A 16,622-nucleotide genomic window follows, 5' to 3' on the forward strand; every position below is an offset into this window, starting at 1 on the left:
ATGAAAGTTCCATGTTTCAGTTGTAATACCGTTACCGATTTAGAAGTTGGTTTTGAAGTCGTAAATTTTGTTTGCCCTAATTGTCATAGTTTATATTCATCTGATGGCGATGGACAACTTCGTTTAAAATCAAAGTTTAAACCTGAAGTAAATGATTTTGCTTTTAAAATTGGAGATAAAGGAATTCTTAAAGGAATAGAATATACCGTTATTGCCGCAATAGTTAAGAAAGTATCTCAAAGCTATAATTGGACAGAATACATTTTGGAAAGTCCAAAAGGAGATTTGGTTTATCTTTCTGAATCTGATGGAAACTGGATCTTTTTAACCGAAATAGAAGATCAATTTAATGCAAAACAACATCCTGAAATAGTAACTCATAACGGGATTGTATTTGATATTTATGAATATTGCGATGTGGATATAGAAAATGCTCAGGGATATTTTGATTTCTCGTTGCCTGTCTATAAAATTCATATGGTAGAATATATTAACCCTCCGTTAATGATTTCTGTTGAAAAAATTAATGGTATTGAAACTGCCTTTCTTGGAGAGTATATAAGTAAAAGTGAAATCAGAAAAGGATTTCCTACGGTTAATTTACCATACCAGACGGGTGTAAATATTACGAGACCATATTATTTTGATTTACGGAATACAGCAATAATTTTTTGTTTCGTTGTCTTAATAATTGTATGTGTTAACTGGCTTATATATAAAGATCAATCAGAACAAAGTGTGTTTTATAAGGAAGCCACATTTAATGAATTTAATAACAAAGAAATCTTTGGTTCTTCGTTTGTTTTAAAAGGCGGATCTGCTCCTATGACAATTCGTGTATCTTCTGATGTAGATAATTCTTGGGCAAACGTAGATATTGCCTTGGTCGATGAAAATACAAATGAGGAATTACATGCTAATAAAGACGTAGAGTATTATCATGGCTATACAGATGGCGAAAATTGGACCGAAGGAGACCAATCGGTAGAGTTTAATATATGCGGAGTTAAAGCAGGAAAATACCATTTTGTAATTACTCCACAAAAAGCTCCTGAGGATATAAGCAATAATGTAATAAAAGTAAACGCAGTTTGGAACAAACCATCCTTTTACAACGTATGGATAGTTATTGGGTTTATGATAGTTGTTTTTATTGTTATTAGATATTGTAAAATAAATTTTGAAAAGAAAAGATGGGAGTATAGCGATTATTCACCTTATCAAGACGAGTAATATGAAAGAATTTTTAGATTTTATAAAGAATAATTTAGCCGCATTAGCAATAGGACTATTTTGCTTTGCAACTTATTTGTATTTCGCTTATTCAGGAAATAGAATCTGCGATTGCGAAATAACAGAAAAATATAGTACATCAGGAAATCGTAGTTCCGTTAACCGTTTTTATCATAAATAAACTTATAAAGTATGGATTTAATACATTTACAACCTATCGTTAACTCAATCATTTTTTCTCTTGTAGGAATCGTAATCTTATTGGTTGCCTATTTTATAATCGAAAAAATTACTCCTGAGAATACATGGAAAGAAGTAACTCAGAAGAATAATATTGCTGTTGCAATTGTGTTTGCAGCATTTATCATTGGTATCTCAATGATTATAAGTGCCGCAATTCATGGGTAAAAAGTTTCTTAAATTTGAATTTTTATTGCTGTTTGCAGTATTTATTATTGCTACCTGTGGGCTTGTTTATGAGCTTGTTGCGGGTACTCTGGCTAGTTATTTATTAGGAGATTCAGTAAAACAATTTTCATTTATTATTGGAGTGTACCTGTTTTCAATGGGTATAGGCTCTTTCTTTTCAAAGTTTTTTCATAAAAACTTACTCAATACTTTTGTTGAAATCGAGATATTAGTTGGACTAATTGGAGGATTGAGTTCTGTTGTTTTGTTTTTATTGTTCGAAAGTGTCGAGTATTTTCAATTCGTTTTATATCTCCTTGTTTTTGTAACAGGTTTTTTAGTCGGATTAGAAATACCGTTACTAATGAATATTTTGAAAGATAAAGTAGAGTTTAAGGACTTGGTTTCTAATGTGTTTACTTTTGATTATATCGGAGCTTTATTGGCATCGATACTCTTTCCGTTAGTTTTAGTTCCGAAGTTAGGAATTATGGGGACATCATTATTCTTCGGAATGATTAATGTAAGTATTGCAATTGTCTTGTGTTTTCTTCTAAAAAAAGAATTAAAGAACGGTTATTTCTTAAAAGCAAAAGCAGTTACTTCATTTCTAATTTTATTAGGTGTTTTTGTTTTTTCGGATTCCATTTTGTCTTATTCAGAAGGAAAGCTTTATGGCGAGAATATCATTTACACTAATTCAACCCAATATCAGCGTATCGTTCTCACGCATAATAAGAGCGATTACCGGTTGTATTTAAATAACAACCTACAATTTAGTTCTACCGATGAATATCGCTATCACGAAGCTTTAGTTCACCCTGTAATGTCTATTGCCAAAAGTGTAAAGCATGTTTTAGTTTTAGGTGGCGGTGATGGTTTGGCAGTACGCGAAATTTTAAAATACAAAGAAGTAGAAAAAGTTACTTTAGTTGATTTGGATGAGGGAATGACAAAGTTGTTTAAAGTCAATAAAATATTAACAGGTTTTAATCAAGGCTCGCTTAATAATCCAAAAGTAACAATCATTAATACAGATGCATACATTTGGGCAAAAAGTTGTCAGGAAAAATTTGATGTAGTGATTATCGACTTTCCAGACCCGTCTAATTATAGTTTAGGAAAGTTATACTCTCTTAATTTTTATCAAACGATAAAAAGTATTTCGCAACCCGATGCAGCTATTGTCATCCAGACTACATCCCCTTATTTTGCTCCAAAATCATTTTGGTGTATCAACAAAACCGTGATGCAGGTTTTTCCTCAGGTCGATGCGTATCATGCTTATGTGCCTTCGTTTGGAGAATGGGGTTATACAATCGCAATTAATGGATTTGGCACTACTTTTAATCAGGTAAATAGAAAAGCTCCGGGGTTAAAATTCTATAATTATCAATTTGATAGATTTAATTATTTTACCAAAGATATGATCTCAAATGAAATTGAAATCAATCGTTTAGACAACCAAATTTTAGTACGTTATTTTGATGAAGAATGGGGAAAACTACAGTAAATCAAGGCGGAATTTTGTAAAAGGAATTGGTGCTTCTTTGTTGTTAATCCCTTTTTTACAATTTTGTTCAGATAAAATAATCCACTTATTAATTCGGCTGTCGGGAACTAATCATCTTTTAGGACATCGACTTTGGATTAAAGACTTTCCGGAACCAACCAGTCAAATTCATATTCCATATCTTATTGTGGGAGGAGGGATTTCGGGTTTAAGTGCTGCTAGACAATTTGAGAAAAAAGGAATTTCAGATTTTCTTCTGGTTGAATTAGAAGGACATTTGGGAGGGAATTCTTCCAATGGGGAAAATCAATATTCTAAATTTCCCTTAGGAGCACATTATTTGCCATTGCCTAATTTTAAGGATAAAGAATTATTACAATTTTTAGAAGAAGAGAAAATTATAGTAGGATACGATCAGAAAGGATTTCCTGTTTTTGATGAGTTACAATTGTCTTTTGCTCCTGATGAACGTTTGTTTTATAAGAATAACTGGCAAGATGGAGTCGTTCCTAAAGAAGGGAATTCTAAAGATCAGGATTTGGAATTTCAACAATTTTTTAAATTAATGGATGCTTTTCGTGAAGGAAAAGGAAAAGACGGGAAATACCTATTTGATATTCCGTTACAATTTTCTTCTGAAGATATTGAAACCAGAAGCTTGGATAAAATCACTATGAAAGAATGGTTTAAAGCGAATAATTTTAAAACAGAACCGCTCTTTAATTATATTGATTATTGTTGTAAAGATGATTTCGGACTAGGAATAGATTATGTTTCTGCCTGGGCCGGAATTCACTACTTTGCAGGAAGAAAACAAGATGCCAGTCCTGATAAAAAAGAAAGTGTTTTAACCTGGCCAGAAGGAAATGCCAGATTAACATCACATTTAAAAAAGTATACCAATGAAAAAAGGCTGAAAAATCATTTGGTTTATGAAGTAAAAGTCGAAAACAATAAGGTTATCACCAAAGCATTTGACGACATTAAAAAAGTATCGGTAGAAATTATTGCTGATAAAGTGATTATGGCAACACCACAGTTTGTAAATCAATATCTTATTAAAGATCGCAAAGAATATACAAAAGATTTTCATTACACACCGTGGCTTTTAGCGACTTTAACTTTGACTAATTTATCCGATAATTTTAGTTTTCCTCTCTCTTGGGACAATGTTATTTATGGTGCAAATGGATTAGGGTATATTTATGATCAGCATCAATCCTTAAACCAGATTCAGACCAAAAAAGTAATTACATATTATTATAGTTTTTCTTCTTCCGATTTAAGAAAATCGCGAAAAGAACTCTATAAAAAAAATAAAGAACATTGGAAACAATTTGTTTTTGATGATTTAAAAATTGCACATCCTGATATCGAAGATTGTACCGAAGAAATGGAAGTTTTTTTATTGGGGCATGGGATGATTAGTCCTGTACCTGAGTTTATTTTTGGAAAGGCTAAAAAAGAAGCTTCAAGAAGTATTAAGAATTCAATCTATTTTGCTCATACAGATTTATCTGGAATATCAATTTTTGAAGAAGCTTTCCATCACGGAATTAATGTCGTAAACCAAATTTTAGATGAAACAACCTTGGATTCATAAAGCCAAAACAGATCTGATTTTTATCATTGGCCCGTCTTTTTTTGTGTTGGCTATTATTTTCTTATTTCAAGATTATATTACACAAATTGAAAATGAGTACTCATTTTATACGTGGCTTTTTTTAATCGTTTTTATCGATGTGGCTCATGTTTATGCAACTTTATTTAAAACTTATTTTGTAGCCGATGAATTCAGGAAAAACAAGAAAAGATTATTGCTTTTACCCGCAATTTGTTTTGCTATTGGTATAATTCTTTTCTCTTTTGGAAGTCTAGTATTTTGGTCCTTTTTAGCTTATGTGGCAGTTTTTCATTTTATAAGGCAACAATATGGTTTTATGCGATTATATGCTAGGACTGAAGAGAAAACAAGACTTTCGGTTTGTATAGATAATTGTGCTATTTATGCTTCAACAGGTTATCCGATGTTGTATTGGTTCTTTTCTTCAGAAAGAAAATTTAATTGGTTTGTCGAAAATGAGTTTTTTCGTTTCCATAACACATTCTTATTAGAAGTATTATTCTGGGTTTATGTCATTATTATAACGATTTACGTAATCTATACGGTTTATAAAAGTATAACGAATAGATTTTTTAATGTTCCTAAAAACGCAATTATTCTAGGAACGGCACTTTCATGGTATTTTGGGGTTGTTTATTTTAATGATTATCTTATTTTTACTTTATTAAATGTAGTTTCTCACGGAATTCCTTATATGGCACTGGTTTACTTTAGAGAAATCGAAAACAAGACAGGCTCAAACTCGGGAGTTTTCAATTATTTAAAAAGCTATAATGCAATCCTTGTTTATATCTTGATTCTATTAGTAATAGCATTTACAGAAGAATTTTTATGGGAGATTTTGGTATGGAATGACAACTTCTCACTCAAGACTTATGATTTTTCTAGTTGGCAATTTGTAATTGTTCCGTTGTTAACTGTGCCTCAGTTTACACATTACTTACTCGATGGATTTATATGGAAGTCTAAGAAATCTTAATCGTGTTATACCACATGTTCTATAACTTCCTGTGTTTCGGTATCAAAAACGAGTATTCCTTCTTGTGTAGCATTAAGTTGAGCGAGTAATTCCCCTTTAGTGTTCCAAATAGCTGAATTCCCAACGCATTCAAAATCATCACAAGGACCAACGGAGTTAGACATTAAAACGGTCATATTATATTTTTTTGCAATATCAGGATAATGTACAGCAGCTTTGTTGACACCATTTTGAGATTTAGCAACGCTTGCAATATAGATGTCTGCACCAAGTCTATTAACTTCTTCAGAATGGCTGGATTGTAAAGATTCATAACAAATGGCAGGAGCAATTCTGATTCCGTCAATGGTTAAAATAAGTTGATTATTGCCACAGACAAAATAAGGAAGTTCATCTGTATGTAATTGTTGTTTTGAATATATTTGTCTGGATTTATTAGGCTGAAAAACAATCATACTGATCAAAATTCCCTCGTTTGATTTTGTTGGAACGCCAATACCAATAGTTAGATTATTTGCATTACTTATTTCCTGAAAATCATCAAATCTTTCATCGTCTAGATTGGTTGCTAAGTTTTGTACCAGCTCAGGCTCATAGCTTGTTATAGACAGTTCTGGAAAGAATATTGCATTAGCTTTATGAGAAATAGCAAAATCTATTAGCGTTTTGTGGTTTTTAATATTTAGCGAAATATCACCTTTAACTGGTTTTGTTTGTGCTACGCAAATTTTCATATGGTTTCTGTTTTTTTTAAATCACTATAACTTCTCCAAATTAAACTCAGTTGCCAAAATATCTTTTAGTTTTTCTGGTTCGAAAGTATAACTTTTAGTTTCTCCGTTTTCTATAGATTTGAATGTGTTTCTAAATAGTATTTTCTTGCCCAAAGGATTTTGTAAAACAACAACAAGATTTTGTGTAAAAAAAGAATCCGGATGTGTTGAGTTATAATGATTGGCGGGTTTAAAATCAATCCAGTCTTGATGAGATAAATCAAAGGAATAGAGGTTTTTCCATTCATCACGCAATAAAGTTTGCAATAGGTAATCGCCGTTTTCTGCTTTTGCTAAAGCAAATGTTTCTGTGCCTTGTTGTGCAGCTGTAGTATCATTTAGTTTTAGAGGTTCTCTTATTCCGTTGCCACCAAAGCCTAAATCGACCAGATATTCTTCTCCTTCAAGCGTAACAATAATTGCCATATGCGTTTTAGGATTCTCGCCAGGATTTACCAATGGACGAGCAGCAACAAAACGATACGAAATATCCATTTTTTGGAGCACCAGAGCAAACAAACCATTAAGTTCATAACAATACCCACCACGTTTACGATTAATGAGTTTATCGACAATATCGTTTCCTGCCAGAGAAATAGTTTTTCCCGCCTGAACATCTAAGTCCTCAAAAGGAATACTGAATAACTGACATTGCATTAATTTACTTATGCTTTTGATATTTGATTTAACATCGCCAACAAAATGAATTCTGTCCAAATAATCTTGTAAAACAAAATTATCTGAATCTATCGGGTTTGATTTTGCGTGTTTTGTCATCTCGTTATAAGTTTTAATTAATCGTATTTTTTAATTAATTCGTCCAGAGAAAATTCTTTTAGGAGCTTGTCTAGATATTTACCTCTACTACTTGATTCTCGTTGATATGGAGCAAAGGAACTTGCCGTGTTATTAAATTCAGCATTTAGTTCTTCTAGTTTTATCTTTTCTTCAGGAGTTAATAATGGAGATTTATTTTCGATAAAATCGAGAATTCTTTTTACAGCAATTTCTTTTTCGATTATGGCATTTTCGTTATTGTCTATAGTACAAATTCCATAAACACCTTTGCAGTAATAATCCCATTCTTCTTCCAGAGCTTCTTTGACTTTATTGCTGTCTATTTTTTGATTTTCATCAAAAACATTCCCATAAGCAAACGTTTTATGGTCGTGGTTTTTTAAATGTGATAATAGATTTTTCTTGAATTTTGTTTTGAATTCATCAGCATTTGTTTTTTCAGCATTTGCTTTTATAAGTTCCAAAATATTATTAGGAAAGTATTTTCTAATGATAGTAGTTTTATAGCTGTCATTTAAAGAAGAACTTATTGTTATTTCTGAATTTATCGTGTACGAAGGTTCGGGTATAAGTTTAGCATCAATAAGCTGATGTAATTTATCTACGGAAAGACGTGTTGTTCTTGATATCTCTTCGAGTTCAATATAATTTTCTGAAATGTATTTTAAATTTAAATCTTTCATTTCATTTGGTTTTATAGTTTTATAGCGTTTAAAATTATTCCATGAAAGCTGCGGGATATTTCACTTTTCCGCTTACGCCATCTAATCCGTTTTCGGTTAACGAAATTACCATACAGTTTTCTGCTGGAACATCAAATGGCATTTCGATATTGTATTTGTTTGTTAGTTCATATCCAAATCTTGGATAATAGTTTTCGTGTCCCAAAAGGATTATCGATTTGTAGCCTAGCTTTTTTGCTATTGCATGACTTTCCATAATCAATTTTGCGCCAATTCCTTTTCCTTGAAATTCTGGTTTAACCGAAACTGGAGCCAAAGCAAGAGAATCAAATGTTTGATCTTCATTCTCGATTTGTAATTTGGTTAGCAAAATATGACCGACTATTTCATTATCAACTTCGGCAACAAGTGATAATTCAGGAATAAACGCATCCGAGTTTCTTAGTTTTTCGACTAGAAACTGTTCTTTATGGTCGCTATATTCTTCATTTTTAAATGCTTCCTCAATGATTTCGAAAACCTTTGGGTAGTCATTTTTATTTTCTTGTCGTATTATAATTTCCATAATTGTTTTATTGTTCTATCCAGCATGTTCCTGTAGAATAGGTTTTAGCTTTTCCGCTTATTAAAACTCTATCTCCATTATCGACACAATACAATGTGCCTTCTCTTTCTGATAATTGTTTGGCATGCATTTCTTTTTTGCTAAGTTGTTCACTCCAATATGGTATTAACGAGCAATGGGCTGAACCTGTAACGGGGTCTTCTAAAATTGAAGATTGTGAGGTGAAAAATCGCGAAACAAAATCGCAATGAGTTCCTTTTGCCGTTACTATAACACCACCTGGATCAAGATTTATTTTATCAAAAGTTTGTCTGTCGATTACGATGTCTTTGATTTCTTGTTCGGTTTCATAGACTAAGACATAATCTCTGGATTTTAAAACCATTTTAGGCTGAATGTTTAATGAATCTCTTATAATTTCTGGAAGTTCAGCTGGAACAGGTTTTCTAGACGGAAAATTCAAAGTATATACATCTTTATCAACGGTTACAATTAGTTCACCGCTTAAAGTATCAAATACGATGGTGTTTTCGGGATAATTAAGAATCGATTTTAAAGTGTGTGCAGTAGCCAAAGTTGCATGACCACATAAATCCATTTCAATTTCGGGTGTAAACCAGCGCAAGTGAACTCTTTTATCATTAACAACATAAAAAGCAGTTTCGGGAACGGCATTTTCTTGTGCAATTTTTAAAAGGATTTCATCTGGCAACCAACTTTCTAATGGAACAACGCAAGCTGGATTTCCTCCGAATATTTTATCTGTGAATGCGTCTATTTGATATAAGTTTAATTTCATTGTAAGTTAGTTTTATGTTTTTTATTTAACACATAGAAACATAGAATGAATTTTCTAAAAAGAGATAAATAAGAAAGCTATGCTTTTTCTCATAGTTACTCTATTGTGTTTTAATGTAAGAGTGAAACTTTATAATACATTAAAAAACTATGTTTCTATGTGTTGAAATTATTTTCCAGTAAATATTATTTTGTTACCAAAAGGGTCAACAACTTCTACATAGTAAATAGTTTTATCCCAAAAAGCTTTTTCAATTCCTGGTTTGTTGTATTTATAGTTTTTCTGAATCAGTTTTTGATGATAGTCTTTTAAACCAACAAAATCTTCAATAACTATTTTTGCTCCTGGCGAACAATCTCCGTGATGTTCGCTCAAATGAATTTCTATATCTCCGAGTGAAACTCGAATATACAATGGCGAATTTTCCTCAAAAGTATGTTCGTCAAGAATTTCAAAACCAAGCCAATTAACATAAAATTCGACTGCTTTTTTATAATCAAAAATTCTAAAAATAGGTCTTATAATTGCCATGATTGATTTTGTTTTAGGTCTATAACAAATTACTTTCTTCCTTCATTAACAAGAAGTTTTAACGAATTGATATAATCAGTATCAAATTCGATCACTCTTATTTTATTTGGATTAAAACTTAGTTCACCACCAAATTTACCTCTTGTTTCAAGAAAATCGATAACCAGTTCTTCCTCATCCAGTTTTATTAACTTACCAAGATAAACGGCTTTCTCCGATTTTTTTGCAATCTGGAAAATCTCATATTTGTTTGTTATAAAGGTAAGAATAGAAGATAAATCTCTTAGCGGAATTATTTCGTCTGAGTTGGTTTTTAAGCCTTTCAGTCTAATTACACTTTCTGTAAATACATTATCGCTATCTCGAGTAATAGATTGTATGTTTTTGTTCTTTAAAATTACATAACCATCAATTATAAAGTCAACGGGATTATTTTTTAATAAAATCCAATCGTCGGTATAATCGATAAGAAAACCAGTAAATATTTCTTTTCTGTCTTCAAATTCGATTGAAATTAATTGTCTTAGGTGATTGTCCATTTTATTGATTGTTGCTTAATTGTTTTAAATGTTTTTGTTCTTGAATTTCCCCGTTTCCAAACGACCAGTTCTCACTTCCATTATTCTCCAGTAAAATTATAATAATATCACTTTTTAGAATTTCGGTTGTACTCGAAATTCTAGTTGCAATCTGGGCATATAATTTTGTTTTTTGCTCTTTTGTTCTTCCTTGTCCAGCGGTTATTTGAGCATAAATAATGTTTTCAGAATGGGTAATTCCAAGATAACTTTTAGGAAATTTAATTTGGGTAGATTCCAGTTCTTCAATTACATGAAAATAATCATCTTGCGGAATATTGAATTCCTGAATTAAAGATTCATGTATCGAGATTGAAATGTTCTCTTTGGTTTCTTGCGATAATTTTTTGGGTAAACTTATTCTAACAAACGGCATAATTATCCTTTTACTTGTTCAATTAATTCGAGTCTTTTTACGATTGTGTTTCTTTTTAATATCGTTCCGGGCGATAATACAGCATTTGCTCCAATTTTGGAATTATCTCCAACCAATGAACCAAACTTTTCGCTTCCCGTTTCGATAATTTCATCATTATGCAAAATCGAAATCTTCTTTATAACTCTTTCGTTATAATGATTGGCAGCGATAGAACCAGCTTCAAAATTGATATTGCTACCAATGATACTATTTCCTATATAATTAAAATGTGCAATAGCTGTCAACGAGCATATAATGCTATTTTTAATCTCGCAACCGGGACCTATTTTTACTGAATTCCCAAGATAAACGCCTTCTCTAAAATAGGCATGTGCGCCAACATAACAATTTTCACCAATAATTGCTGGCGATTTTATTGTAACACCATTTTCGATTTTTGCGGTTTTATGAATAGCAACGTTGTCTTTTATGGTGTAATTATCGTCAAGAGTTAGAATTGCTTTTTCAATAATTCCTTTAAGATTATCGGTAATATTCCAAGGTTGTAAGTTGGTTAGGTTAGAGAAAAGTAAAGAAAAATCGTTTATATAATCATCAATATGTATCATTTCAATCTAATTTATTTTATTTTGATTTCTCCACTTTTGTAAAGGCCAATTGCTTTCTCAATTATTGCTTTTATGATATCAATAGGTAAATCTTCATTTGGGTCAAATAACATTGTTTTCATCCGTGAGCGTTTTTCGGCTATTAACTCGGGATTATCAAAGTGTTTTCCCTCGACGATGCCTAGATAGGGTTTGTTATTTGTTTTATGAACCCACAAATAGCAAAACATCTTTCCTTTGTAACAGAAAAAAGGCATACTATATTTTAATGTATGAGTGATTTCAGAATCTTGCGAAAGAATAATTTGTCGTAAAGCAAGTAAACAACCTTTATTAGGTTCTTCTTGTTTTATGTAGAAATTATCAAGTTCTAAACTCATTTTGTGTGTTTGTTTTATCCGTAAAAAAAATAACCGCAAAGGACACAAGGGTTTACGCAAAGGTCACAAAGCTTTTTAAAATCCTTTTAATACATTTAATCTGTGGCAGAAAAATCAATATTCAGTTTCATCATTATATCCGTTTGAGGGTCATTTCCTAATTTAAAAATGTGTTTGTCAAATTCGACAAAGCCATTTTTTTTATAAAAAGCTAATGCTCTATGGTTTTCTTCCCAAACGCCAAGCCATACATAACCTACGTTTTTTTCTTTGGCAATTTGTAACGCTTTGTCATATAAAAGTTGCCCAACTTTTTTGCCTAAGAATTCTTTTGAAACATAAATGCGTTCTATTTCTAAGGCATTATTATCTCCTAATTCTGTTTGTGCTTTTCCAGAATTCACCTTTAAATATCCAATAACTTCATTATTCAATACTGCAAAGAAGAATTTGGAATCTGGATTTTCAATTTCTTTTTTAAGTTTATCAAAGGCAAAACTACTGGACAAATAATTGTTCATGTTTTCCTCAGTATTAGGCAATGAAAAAGTTTCTAAAAAAGTTTGCCTTCCGATATTTTGCAGTTTTTCAATATCTGCGATTGTTACTTTTTCGAGTATAATAGATTCCATGGATTGGTAATAAATAAGTTTTTACTAAATTAATTCCTTTTAGAATCAGGTCAAAATAAATAATTGTTAATGTTTATTTAATCGAATTATTGGAGTCGGAAGTAATTTGTACGAGTAATTCCACATACCATTTCAGTTCTTCCTGTATCTGTCTCTTCACCTGTATAACTAATGGATAATAGTCCGGAATCGTCATCTATGGTATAATCCCATATTTCCTTGTTTGAGTATACTACTTCTGTATACATTAAATCGATTCCTGCTTTGTCTAGAAATCTTAGTTTTTCAGTTTTGATTAGAGTCCATTCTTTTGAATTTTTATATAATTCAAGAAATTTAATTTCTTCTGAATCTATAGTCATCATTTTAGCAACTAAGTTATCTTCTCTTATTATCCAATTAGATTCGGAATCTGCCATCTTCCAATTACCAATGAGTTTATCTGTTACCCTTTTTCTTACGATGGGTCTTAATGAGTCTACTTTTTCTAATGCGCATAGGCCCAATTCCGTTCTAGGATGAATATCATTTGCAAACTGGTAGAGTCTAATTGCTTTCTGAATTTCATTCGCTTTTAAATATTCAGTTGCTTTATTATAGATAGTATCTTGGTTTTGTCCCCAAATAGAAACGGAAACAAATAAACAGATAATTAGTATAACCTTTGACATGATTCTCTATTGTTTAGAAGATATACAGCTATGATTAAATTTGATTATAGTTGCAATTCTATTTTTTATTCCGTCAATTGCTTTTTCATTTCAATATTAAAACGGAATTGTTCTTCAACTGGAATTTCTTTACGGCTATTCTTGTTTATGTCTTTGCCTTCTTTACTCCAAAGAAATGGGACGAAATTAAAAACCTTATTCCCATCTAATTTAGAAACTTCAGTTTTCCAGTTTTCCCACCTTTGATTTCTATAAAATTCATCCAAATCATTATTAAAGCAAAAGGATAAAAACTCACTGTATGTTATTTCTAGTGGTTCGTATTCAAGAGTGTCTGGAGCGAAATAATATATATTCCCCAAATCACTTCCTAAATCACCTCCATTCAAAATGAAAAAACCTCCAATAGCATCATCAGCAATTAATAATAATCTCGGATTTTCTCCAAACTCTTCTGTGAATTTTCCAACATTCCAATCGGGTAATGAACGATTTAGTTTCTCACTTCCTGAGCCAAGGATTCTAATCCAGCCATTATCAACTAATATTCCACCAGTGCTGAAAATAATAGCGCCCATTGGCGAACGTGTAGAAACCTGTGTTTTATACAATGCTTCTTCTGCTTTTGCACTATCAACGGCTAGGATTTCTATCTTGTTTTTGGCATCATTAATCCATTCCGTTACAATTGGCCAACCTGGATCTTCTTTATTTATTAATTCTTCGACGTTTCTCATTTTACTAATCTTAATACCAATGATTATTAGATAAATTCGGTTCGGCGTAATCTATAATACCATCATTTTGTAACTCATTTAGTTTCTCTCGGATTGGCTCATATTTTACGGTTGATAAAACTTCCATTACAAAATATCCTTCATTGAACTTTTCAGATTCGCATCCTAAATGGTCAAATATCATACGAATATCATCTGTAGAAATAGTTTTATCCAATACAACAACCTGAATAGTCGAATTTCCTGAATGTTCTATTGTTTGTCTATAGGTTAATTTTTGCTCATTCTCATCAAACTCTGCAAGTACTACATCTTCGCAAGAAACAGGTGCGTAAAACGGAATGTTATCTAGCTTATATAATCCTTTTTCGGCATTGATAATTGTTGCCCATATAGTTTCTACAGCTGATTCGTTAAGGATTTCACTGAAAAATCTAAAAAGTATTTTGACATATTTGTCTTGTTCTTCTGCCATTTTATTTAAATGCTATTGTTTTATTATAATTTATCTCCCCATTCGCTTGGGTCAAAAGGTTCAAATTCTCTTTCGGTAAATGCTTCGGTCAAAATCCCTGAGGAGCACAACCAAGTTATAGTTTCTTCGAGCGTTTTTCCTGCTTTGTATATCATTTCACTATTTCTTGGCAAAATGTAATATTCACTTTTATACAGAATAATTTCATCTCCATCAAATGTATCTCCAATTCTTACGGTACCGAAGTCTCGGGATAAAACTTCCTCTTTCGTCAGGACATCTTTTCCTTCATCCCAAAACCAATATTCGGTAATTCGACTTTTCCACTCAGCCATAGTCATGACAATTGTTTCAGGAAGATATATCCTTACGTAAGTTCCGCCAAGGATTCCGCTTCCGTACGTTAGAACATATTCTTTATAATCATCATCAAAACTGACGTTTAGTGTTTGCTCACAAGCTTCAATATCTTCTTCTTCGGCAAGAAACAAGTCGGTTTTGTTTGTGTTATAGTTTGGGATTATTTTATAATTCTCGAAGTTCATGTGTTTTTTATTTATTATAGCTAAGATATGGCTTTTTTATTGTTGAGAATAATGTTTTATAATAGAAAAAGCCGCAGTCACAAATCGTGATTACGGCTTTCTGTTAAAATATAATTTTAGGTTTTAAACCAGTTTTGCAGCAACAAGATATTCAGCAATCTGGATTGTATTAGTTGCAGCACCTTTTCTTAGGTTATCGGCAACAATCCACATATTTAGAGTATTTGGTTGGCTTTCGTCACGACGAATACGACCTACAAAAACATCATTTTTACCTTCGGCATAAAGTGGCATTGGGTATGTAAATGTGTCTAGGTTATCCTGAACTACAACACCATCAGTATGATGTAAAATTTCGCGTACTTCATTTACATCAAAATCATTTGTAAACTCAACGTTTACCGCTTCGCTATGACCACCAACAACAGGAACACGAACGGCAGTTGCTGTTACAGCGATAGTGTTATCACCTAGAATTTTTTGTGTTTCACGAACCAATTTCATTTCTTCTTTGGTGTATCCATTTTCTTCAAAGCTATCACAATGTGGAATCGCATTTCTGTGAATAGGATATTTATAAACCATTTCGCCTTTTACTCCAGCGTATTCATTCTCTAATTGTTTCACAGCTTTTACTCCAGTTCCAGTGATAGATTGGTAAGTAGAAACAACGATTCTTTTAATGTCGTATTTTTTGTGCAAAGGAGCCAATGTTAAGACCATTTGTATAGTCGAACAGTTTGGGTTTGCTATAATTTTATCTTCTTTAGTTAAAGTAGAAGCATTGATTTCTGGAACTATCAATTTTTTTGTAGGGTCCATTCTCCATGCCGATGAGTTATCGATAACTGTAGTTCCTGCTGCTGCAAATTTTGGAGCCCACTCTAATGAAGTTTCACCTCCTGCAGAGAAAATAGCAATATCTGCTTTAAGATCTACAGCAGTTTGTAATCCAACTACCGTATAATTAGTTCCTTTATATTCGATTTGCTTTCCAACTGATTTCTCAGATGCAACCAAAATTAATTCTGTAACAGGGAAATTTCTTTCTGCCAACACTTTTAGCATTACTTCGCCAACCATACCGGTAGCGCCTACAATCGCTATTCTCATTTTTATATTTTTTATTGTGAATGTTTGTTATTTGAAGTGCAAAAATAGGTATAATGAAGTTGAAAACAAGCGGGTTCACAAAAAATAACAAAATGTTACATTTGCAACAAAAAAGAAAAACCGTTCAGATTTTGAACGGTTTAGTTAGACAATAGTGTAGCGGATTATTTTTTTAATAAATCTCTAATTTGTGTAAGTAATTCTTCTTGAGTTGGTCCAGCTGGTGCAGCAGGAGCAACATCTTTTTTCTTTGCTTTTTCAGCAGCTCTTAAAACTATAAAAACAAAAAATGATATAATTACAAAATTAATTATTGCTTGAACCAGATTTCCGTAAGTAATTACAGCAGCACCAGCGGTTTTAGCAGCAGCTAAAGTTGTATATGAATTTCCATCCAGAGTAATAAATTTTTGAGTAAAATCTATCCCACCAGTAAGTAGACCAACAATTGGCATAATAATATCATCTACAGCAGAACCAACAATTTTTCCAAATGCACCACCAATAACTACAGCAGTAGCTAAACTCAGTACATCACCTTTCAATAAAGAAGCTTTAAAATCTGCAAAAAATCCCATACTCGTTCTTTTTTATTTGT

General features: G+C 31.8%; 23 protein-coding genes. 6 read left to right on the plus strand and 17 right to left on the minus strand.

The features are described 5' to 3' along the window. The 6 genes from AC3IPI_RS06870 to AC3IPI_RS06895 are packed head-to-tail and all read left to right on the plus strand — an operon-like array spanning position 1 to position 5,757. Positions 1-1,233 carry a DUF4178 domain-containing protein gene (locus AC3IPI_RS06870; protein WP_489158007.1) on the plus strand — a complete coding sequence of 411 codons (1,233 nt, stop codon included), beginning with the start codon at positions 1-3 and terminating at the stop codon, positions 1,231-1,233. A 1-nt stretch (position 1,234) separates the two neighbouring features. Then, a complete protein-coding gene (locus AC3IPI_RS06875) occupies positions 1,235-1,414 on the plus strand; it encodes a hypothetical protein (RefSeq protein WP_489158009.1) in 180 nt (59 codons plus the stop codon). A gap of 11 nt (positions 1,415-1,425) precedes the next feature. After that, positions 1,426-1,641: a DUF350 domain-containing protein gene (locus AC3IPI_RS06880; RefSeq protein WP_086893687.1), complete on the plus strand. Its 216-nt coding sequence runs from the start codon at positions 1,426-1,428 to the stop codon at positions 1,639-1,641. Further along, positions 1,634-3,154 carry a polyamine aminopropyltransferase gene (locus AC3IPI_RS06885; protein WP_086893688.1) on the plus strand — a complete coding sequence of 507 codons (1,521 nt, stop codon included), beginning with the start codon at positions 1,634-1,636 and terminating at the stop codon, positions 3,152-3,154. The genes AC3IPI_RS06880 and AC3IPI_RS06885 overlap by 8 nt, the downstream gene beginning before the upstream one ends. Then, the gene (locus tag AC3IPI_RS06890; RefSeq protein WP_489158012.1) at positions 3,129-4,757 is read left to right on the plus strand and encodes an NAD(P)/FAD-dependent oxidoreductase; all 1,629 of its coding nucleotides are present in this window, start codon (positions 3,129-3,131) and stop codon (positions 4,755-4,757) included. The genes AC3IPI_RS06885 and AC3IPI_RS06890 overlap by 26 nt, the downstream gene beginning before the upstream one ends. Then, on the plus strand, positions 4,735-5,757 hold the full coding sequence (locus AC3IPI_RS06895; RefSeq protein ID WP_489158014.1) for a hypothetical protein: 1,023 nt from the start codon (positions 4,735-4,737) through the stop codon (positions 5,755-5,757). The genes AC3IPI_RS06890 and AC3IPI_RS06895 overlap by 23 nt, the downstream gene beginning before the upstream one ends. A gap of 5 nt (positions 5,758-5,762) precedes the next feature. Here the strand turns inward: AC3IPI_RS06895 and AC3IPI_RS06900 are convergent, their stop codons facing one another. From AC3IPI_RS06900 to mscL, 17 genes are all read right to left on the minus strand, one after another. Next, positions 5,763-6,491: a carbon-nitrogen hydrolase family protein gene (locus AC3IPI_RS06900; RefSeq protein WP_489158016.1), complete on the minus strand. Its 729-nt coding sequence runs from the start codon at positions 6,489-6,491 to the stop codon at positions 5,763-5,765. A gap of 24 nt (positions 6,492-6,515) precedes the next feature. Next, positions 6,516-7,307 (minus strand): arylamine N-acetyltransferase family protein, encoded by a 792-nt coding sequence (locus tag AC3IPI_RS06905; protein ID WP_489158018.1) that lies wholly within the window; start codon positions 7,305-7,307, stop codon positions 6,516-6,518. 17 nt (positions 7,308-7,324) lie between these two features. Next, the gene (locus AC3IPI_RS06910; RefSeq protein ID WP_489158020.1) at positions 7,325-8,011 is read right to left on the minus strand and encodes a DUF6058 family natural product biosynthesis protein; all 687 of its coding nucleotides are present in this window, start codon (positions 8,009-8,011) and stop codon (positions 7,325-7,327) included. Between the two features lie 34 nt (positions 8,012-8,045). After that, positions 8,046-8,576 (minus strand): GNAT family N-acetyltransferase, encoded by a 531-nt coding sequence (locus AC3IPI_RS06915; RefSeq protein ID WP_489158022.1) that lies wholly within the window; start codon positions 8,574-8,576, stop codon positions 8,046-8,048. 7 nt (positions 8,577-8,583) lie between these two features. Beyond that, positions 8,584-9,375 (minus strand): PhzF family phenazine biosynthesis protein, encoded by a 792-nt coding sequence (locus tag AC3IPI_RS06920; RefSeq protein ID WP_489158024.1) that lies wholly within the window; start codon positions 9,373-9,375, stop codon positions 8,584-8,586. 168 nt (positions 9,376-9,543) lie between these two features. After that, positions 9,544-9,906, minus strand: a complete 363-nt coding sequence (locus AC3IPI_RS06925) for a glyoxalase superfamily protein (RefSeq protein ID WP_489158026.1) — start codon at positions 9,904-9,906, stop codon at positions 9,544-9,546. Between the two features lie 29 nt (positions 9,907-9,935). Continuing rightward, a complete protein-coding gene (locus tag AC3IPI_RS06930) occupies positions 9,936-10,445 on the minus strand; it encodes a hypothetical protein (RefSeq protein WP_086893695.1) in 510 nt (169 codons plus the stop codon). Position 10,446: 1 nt separating this feature from the next. Then, positions 10,447-10,860, minus strand: a complete 414-nt coding sequence (locus tag AC3IPI_RS06935) for a tautomerase family protein (protein ID WP_489158028.1) — start codon at positions 10,858-10,860, stop codon at positions 10,447-10,449. Between the two features lie 2 nt (positions 10,861-10,862). After that, entirely contained in the window at positions 10,863-11,471 is a 609-nt protein-coding gene (locus AC3IPI_RS06940) for a DapH/DapD/GlmU-related protein (RefSeq protein ID WP_489158030.1), read from the minus strand. 11 nt (positions 11,472-11,482) lie between these two features. Further along, positions 11,483-11,851 carry a DUF1801 domain-containing protein gene (locus AC3IPI_RS06945; protein ID WP_489158032.1) on the minus strand — a complete coding sequence of 123 codons (369 nt, stop codon included), beginning with the start codon at positions 11,849-11,851 and terminating at the stop codon, positions 11,483-11,485. Between the two features lie 95 nt (positions 11,852-11,946). Beyond that, a complete protein-coding gene (locus tag AC3IPI_RS06950) occupies positions 11,947-12,483 on the minus strand; it encodes a GNAT family N-acetyltransferase (protein ID WP_409417899.1) in 537 nt (178 codons plus the stop codon). Between the two features lie 86 nt (positions 12,484-12,569). Next, positions 12,570-13,154 (minus strand): hypothetical protein, encoded by a 585-nt coding sequence (locus tag AC3IPI_RS06955; protein WP_489158034.1) that lies wholly within the window; start codon positions 13,152-13,154, stop codon positions 12,570-12,572. Positions 13,155-13,219: 65 nt separating this feature from the next. Next, on the minus strand, positions 13,220-13,891 hold the full coding sequence (locus AC3IPI_RS06960) for a DUF2625 domain-containing protein (protein WP_489158036.1): 672 nt from the start codon (positions 13,889-13,891) through the stop codon (positions 13,220-13,222). Between the two features lie 10 nt (positions 13,892-13,901). After that, the gene (locus tag AC3IPI_RS06965) at positions 13,902-14,366 is read right to left on the minus strand and encodes a DUF4265 domain-containing protein (RefSeq protein WP_489158038.1); all 465 of its coding nucleotides are present in this window, start codon (positions 14,364-14,366) and stop codon (positions 13,902-13,904) included. A 23-nt stretch (positions 14,367-14,389) separates the two neighbouring features. Beyond that, a complete protein-coding gene (locus AC3IPI_RS06970; protein WP_039117003.1) occupies positions 14,390-14,911 on the minus strand; it encodes an SMI1/KNR4 family protein in 522 nt (173 codons plus the stop codon). Between the two features lie 123 nt (positions 14,912-15,034). Then, complete coding sequence (locus AC3IPI_RS06975) at positions 15,035-16,024, minus strand: aspartate-semialdehyde dehydrogenase (RefSeq protein WP_039113746.1); 990 nt, start codon at positions 16,022-16,024, stop codon at positions 15,035-15,037. A 164-nt stretch (positions 16,025-16,188) separates the two neighbouring features. Continuing rightward, entirely contained in the window at positions 16,189-16,602 is a 414-nt protein-coding gene (gene mscL / locus AC3IPI_RS06980; RefSeq protein WP_039113747.1) for a large conductance mechanosensitive channel protein MscL, read from the minus strand. Positions 16,603-16,622 lie beyond the last annotated feature (20 nt).

The sequence above is a fragment of the Flavobacterium sp. GL_143 genome (assembly GCF_057834355.1).

Excerpts from the sequence above, each read along its gene's own strand:
- AC3IPI_RS06885 (WP_086893688.1), top strand. The coding sequence starts at position 1,634 with ATGGGTAAAAAGTTTCTTAAATTTGAATTTTTATTGCTGTTTGCAGTA.
- AC3IPI_RS06940 (WP_489158030.1), bottom strand. The coding sequence starts at position 11,471 with ATGATACATATTGATGATTATATAAACGATTTTTCTTTACTTTTCTCT.
- AC3IPI_RS06960 (WP_489158036.1), bottom strand. The coding sequence starts at position 13,891 with ATGAGAAACGTCGAAGAATTAATAAATAAAGAAGATCCAGGTTGGCCA.
- AC3IPI_RS06935 (WP_489158028.1), bottom strand. The coding sequence starts at position 10,860 with ATGCCGTTTGTTAGAATAAGTTTACCCAAAAAATTATCGCAAGAAACC.
- AC3IPI_RS06975 (WP_039113746.1), bottom strand. The coding sequence starts at position 16,024 with ATGAGAATAGCGATTGTAGGCGCTACCGGTATGGTTGGCGAAGTAATG.
- AC3IPI_RS06965 (WP_489158038.1), bottom strand. The coding sequence starts at position 14,366 with ATGGCAGAAGAACAAGACAAATATGTCAAAATACTTTTTAGATTTTTC.
- AC3IPI_RS06955 (WP_489158034.1), bottom strand. The coding sequence starts at position 13,154 with ATGTCAAAGGTTATACTAATTATCTGTTTATTTGTTTCCGTTTCTATT.
- AC3IPI_RS06930 (WP_086893695.1), bottom strand. The coding sequence starts at position 10,445 with ATGGACAATCACCTAAGACAATTAATTTCAATCGAATTTGAAGACAGA.
- AC3IPI_RS06915 (WP_489158022.1), bottom strand. The coding sequence starts at position 8,576 with ATGGAAATTATAATACGACAAGAAAATAAAAATGACTACCCAAAGGTT.
- AC3IPI_RS06870 (WP_489158007.1), top strand. The coding sequence starts at position 1 with ATGAAAGTTCCATGTTTCAGTTGTAATACCGTTACCGATTTAGAAGTT.
- AC3IPI_RS06895 (WP_489158014.1), top strand. The coding sequence starts at position 4,735 with ATGAAACAACCTTGGATTCATAAAGCCAAAACAGATCTGATTTTTATC.
- AC3IPI_RS06890 (WP_489158012.1), top strand. The coding sequence starts at position 3,129 with ATGAAGAATGGGGAAAACTACAGTAAATCAAGGCGGAATTTTGTAAAA.
- AC3IPI_RS06945 (WP_489158032.1), bottom strand. The coding sequence starts at position 11,851 with ATGAGTTTAGAACTTGATAATTTCTACATAAAACAAGAAGAACCTAAT.
- AC3IPI_RS06910 (WP_489158020.1), bottom strand. The coding sequence starts at position 8,011 with ATGAAAGATTTAAATTTAAAATACATTTCAGAAAATTATATTGAACTC.
- AC3IPI_RS06920 (WP_489158024.1), bottom strand. The coding sequence starts at position 9,375 with ATGAAATTAAACTTATATCAAATAGACGCATTCACAGATAAAATATTC.
- AC3IPI_RS06970 (WP_039117003.1), bottom strand. The coding sequence starts at position 14,911 with ATGAACTTCGAGAATTATAAAATAATCCCAAACTATAACACAAACAAA.
- mscL (WP_039113747.1), bottom strand. The coding sequence starts at position 16,602 with ATGGGATTTTTTGCAGATTTTAAAGCTTCTTTATTGAAAGGTGATGTA.
- AC3IPI_RS06880 (WP_086893687.1), top strand. The coding sequence starts at position 1,426 with ATGGATTTAATACATTTACAACCTATCGTTAACTCAATCATTTTTTCT.
- AC3IPI_RS06950 (WP_409417899.1), bottom strand. The coding sequence starts at position 12,483 with ATGGAATCTATTATACTCGAAAAAGTAACAATCGCAGATATTGAAAAA.
- AC3IPI_RS06875 (WP_489158009.1), top strand. The coding sequence starts at position 1,235 with ATGAAAGAATTTTTAGATTTTATAAAGAATAATTTAGCCGCATTAGCA.
- AC3IPI_RS06925 (WP_489158026.1), bottom strand. The coding sequence starts at position 9,906 with ATGGCAATTATAAGACCTATTTTTAGAATTTTTGATTATAAAAAAGCA.
- AC3IPI_RS06905 (WP_489158018.1), bottom strand. The coding sequence starts at position 7,307 with ATGACAAAACACGCAAAATCAAACCCGATAGATTCAGATAATTTTGTT.
- AC3IPI_RS06900 (WP_489158016.1), bottom strand. The coding sequence starts at position 6,491 with ATGAAAATTTGCGTAGCACAAACAAAACCAGTTAAAGGTGATATTTCG.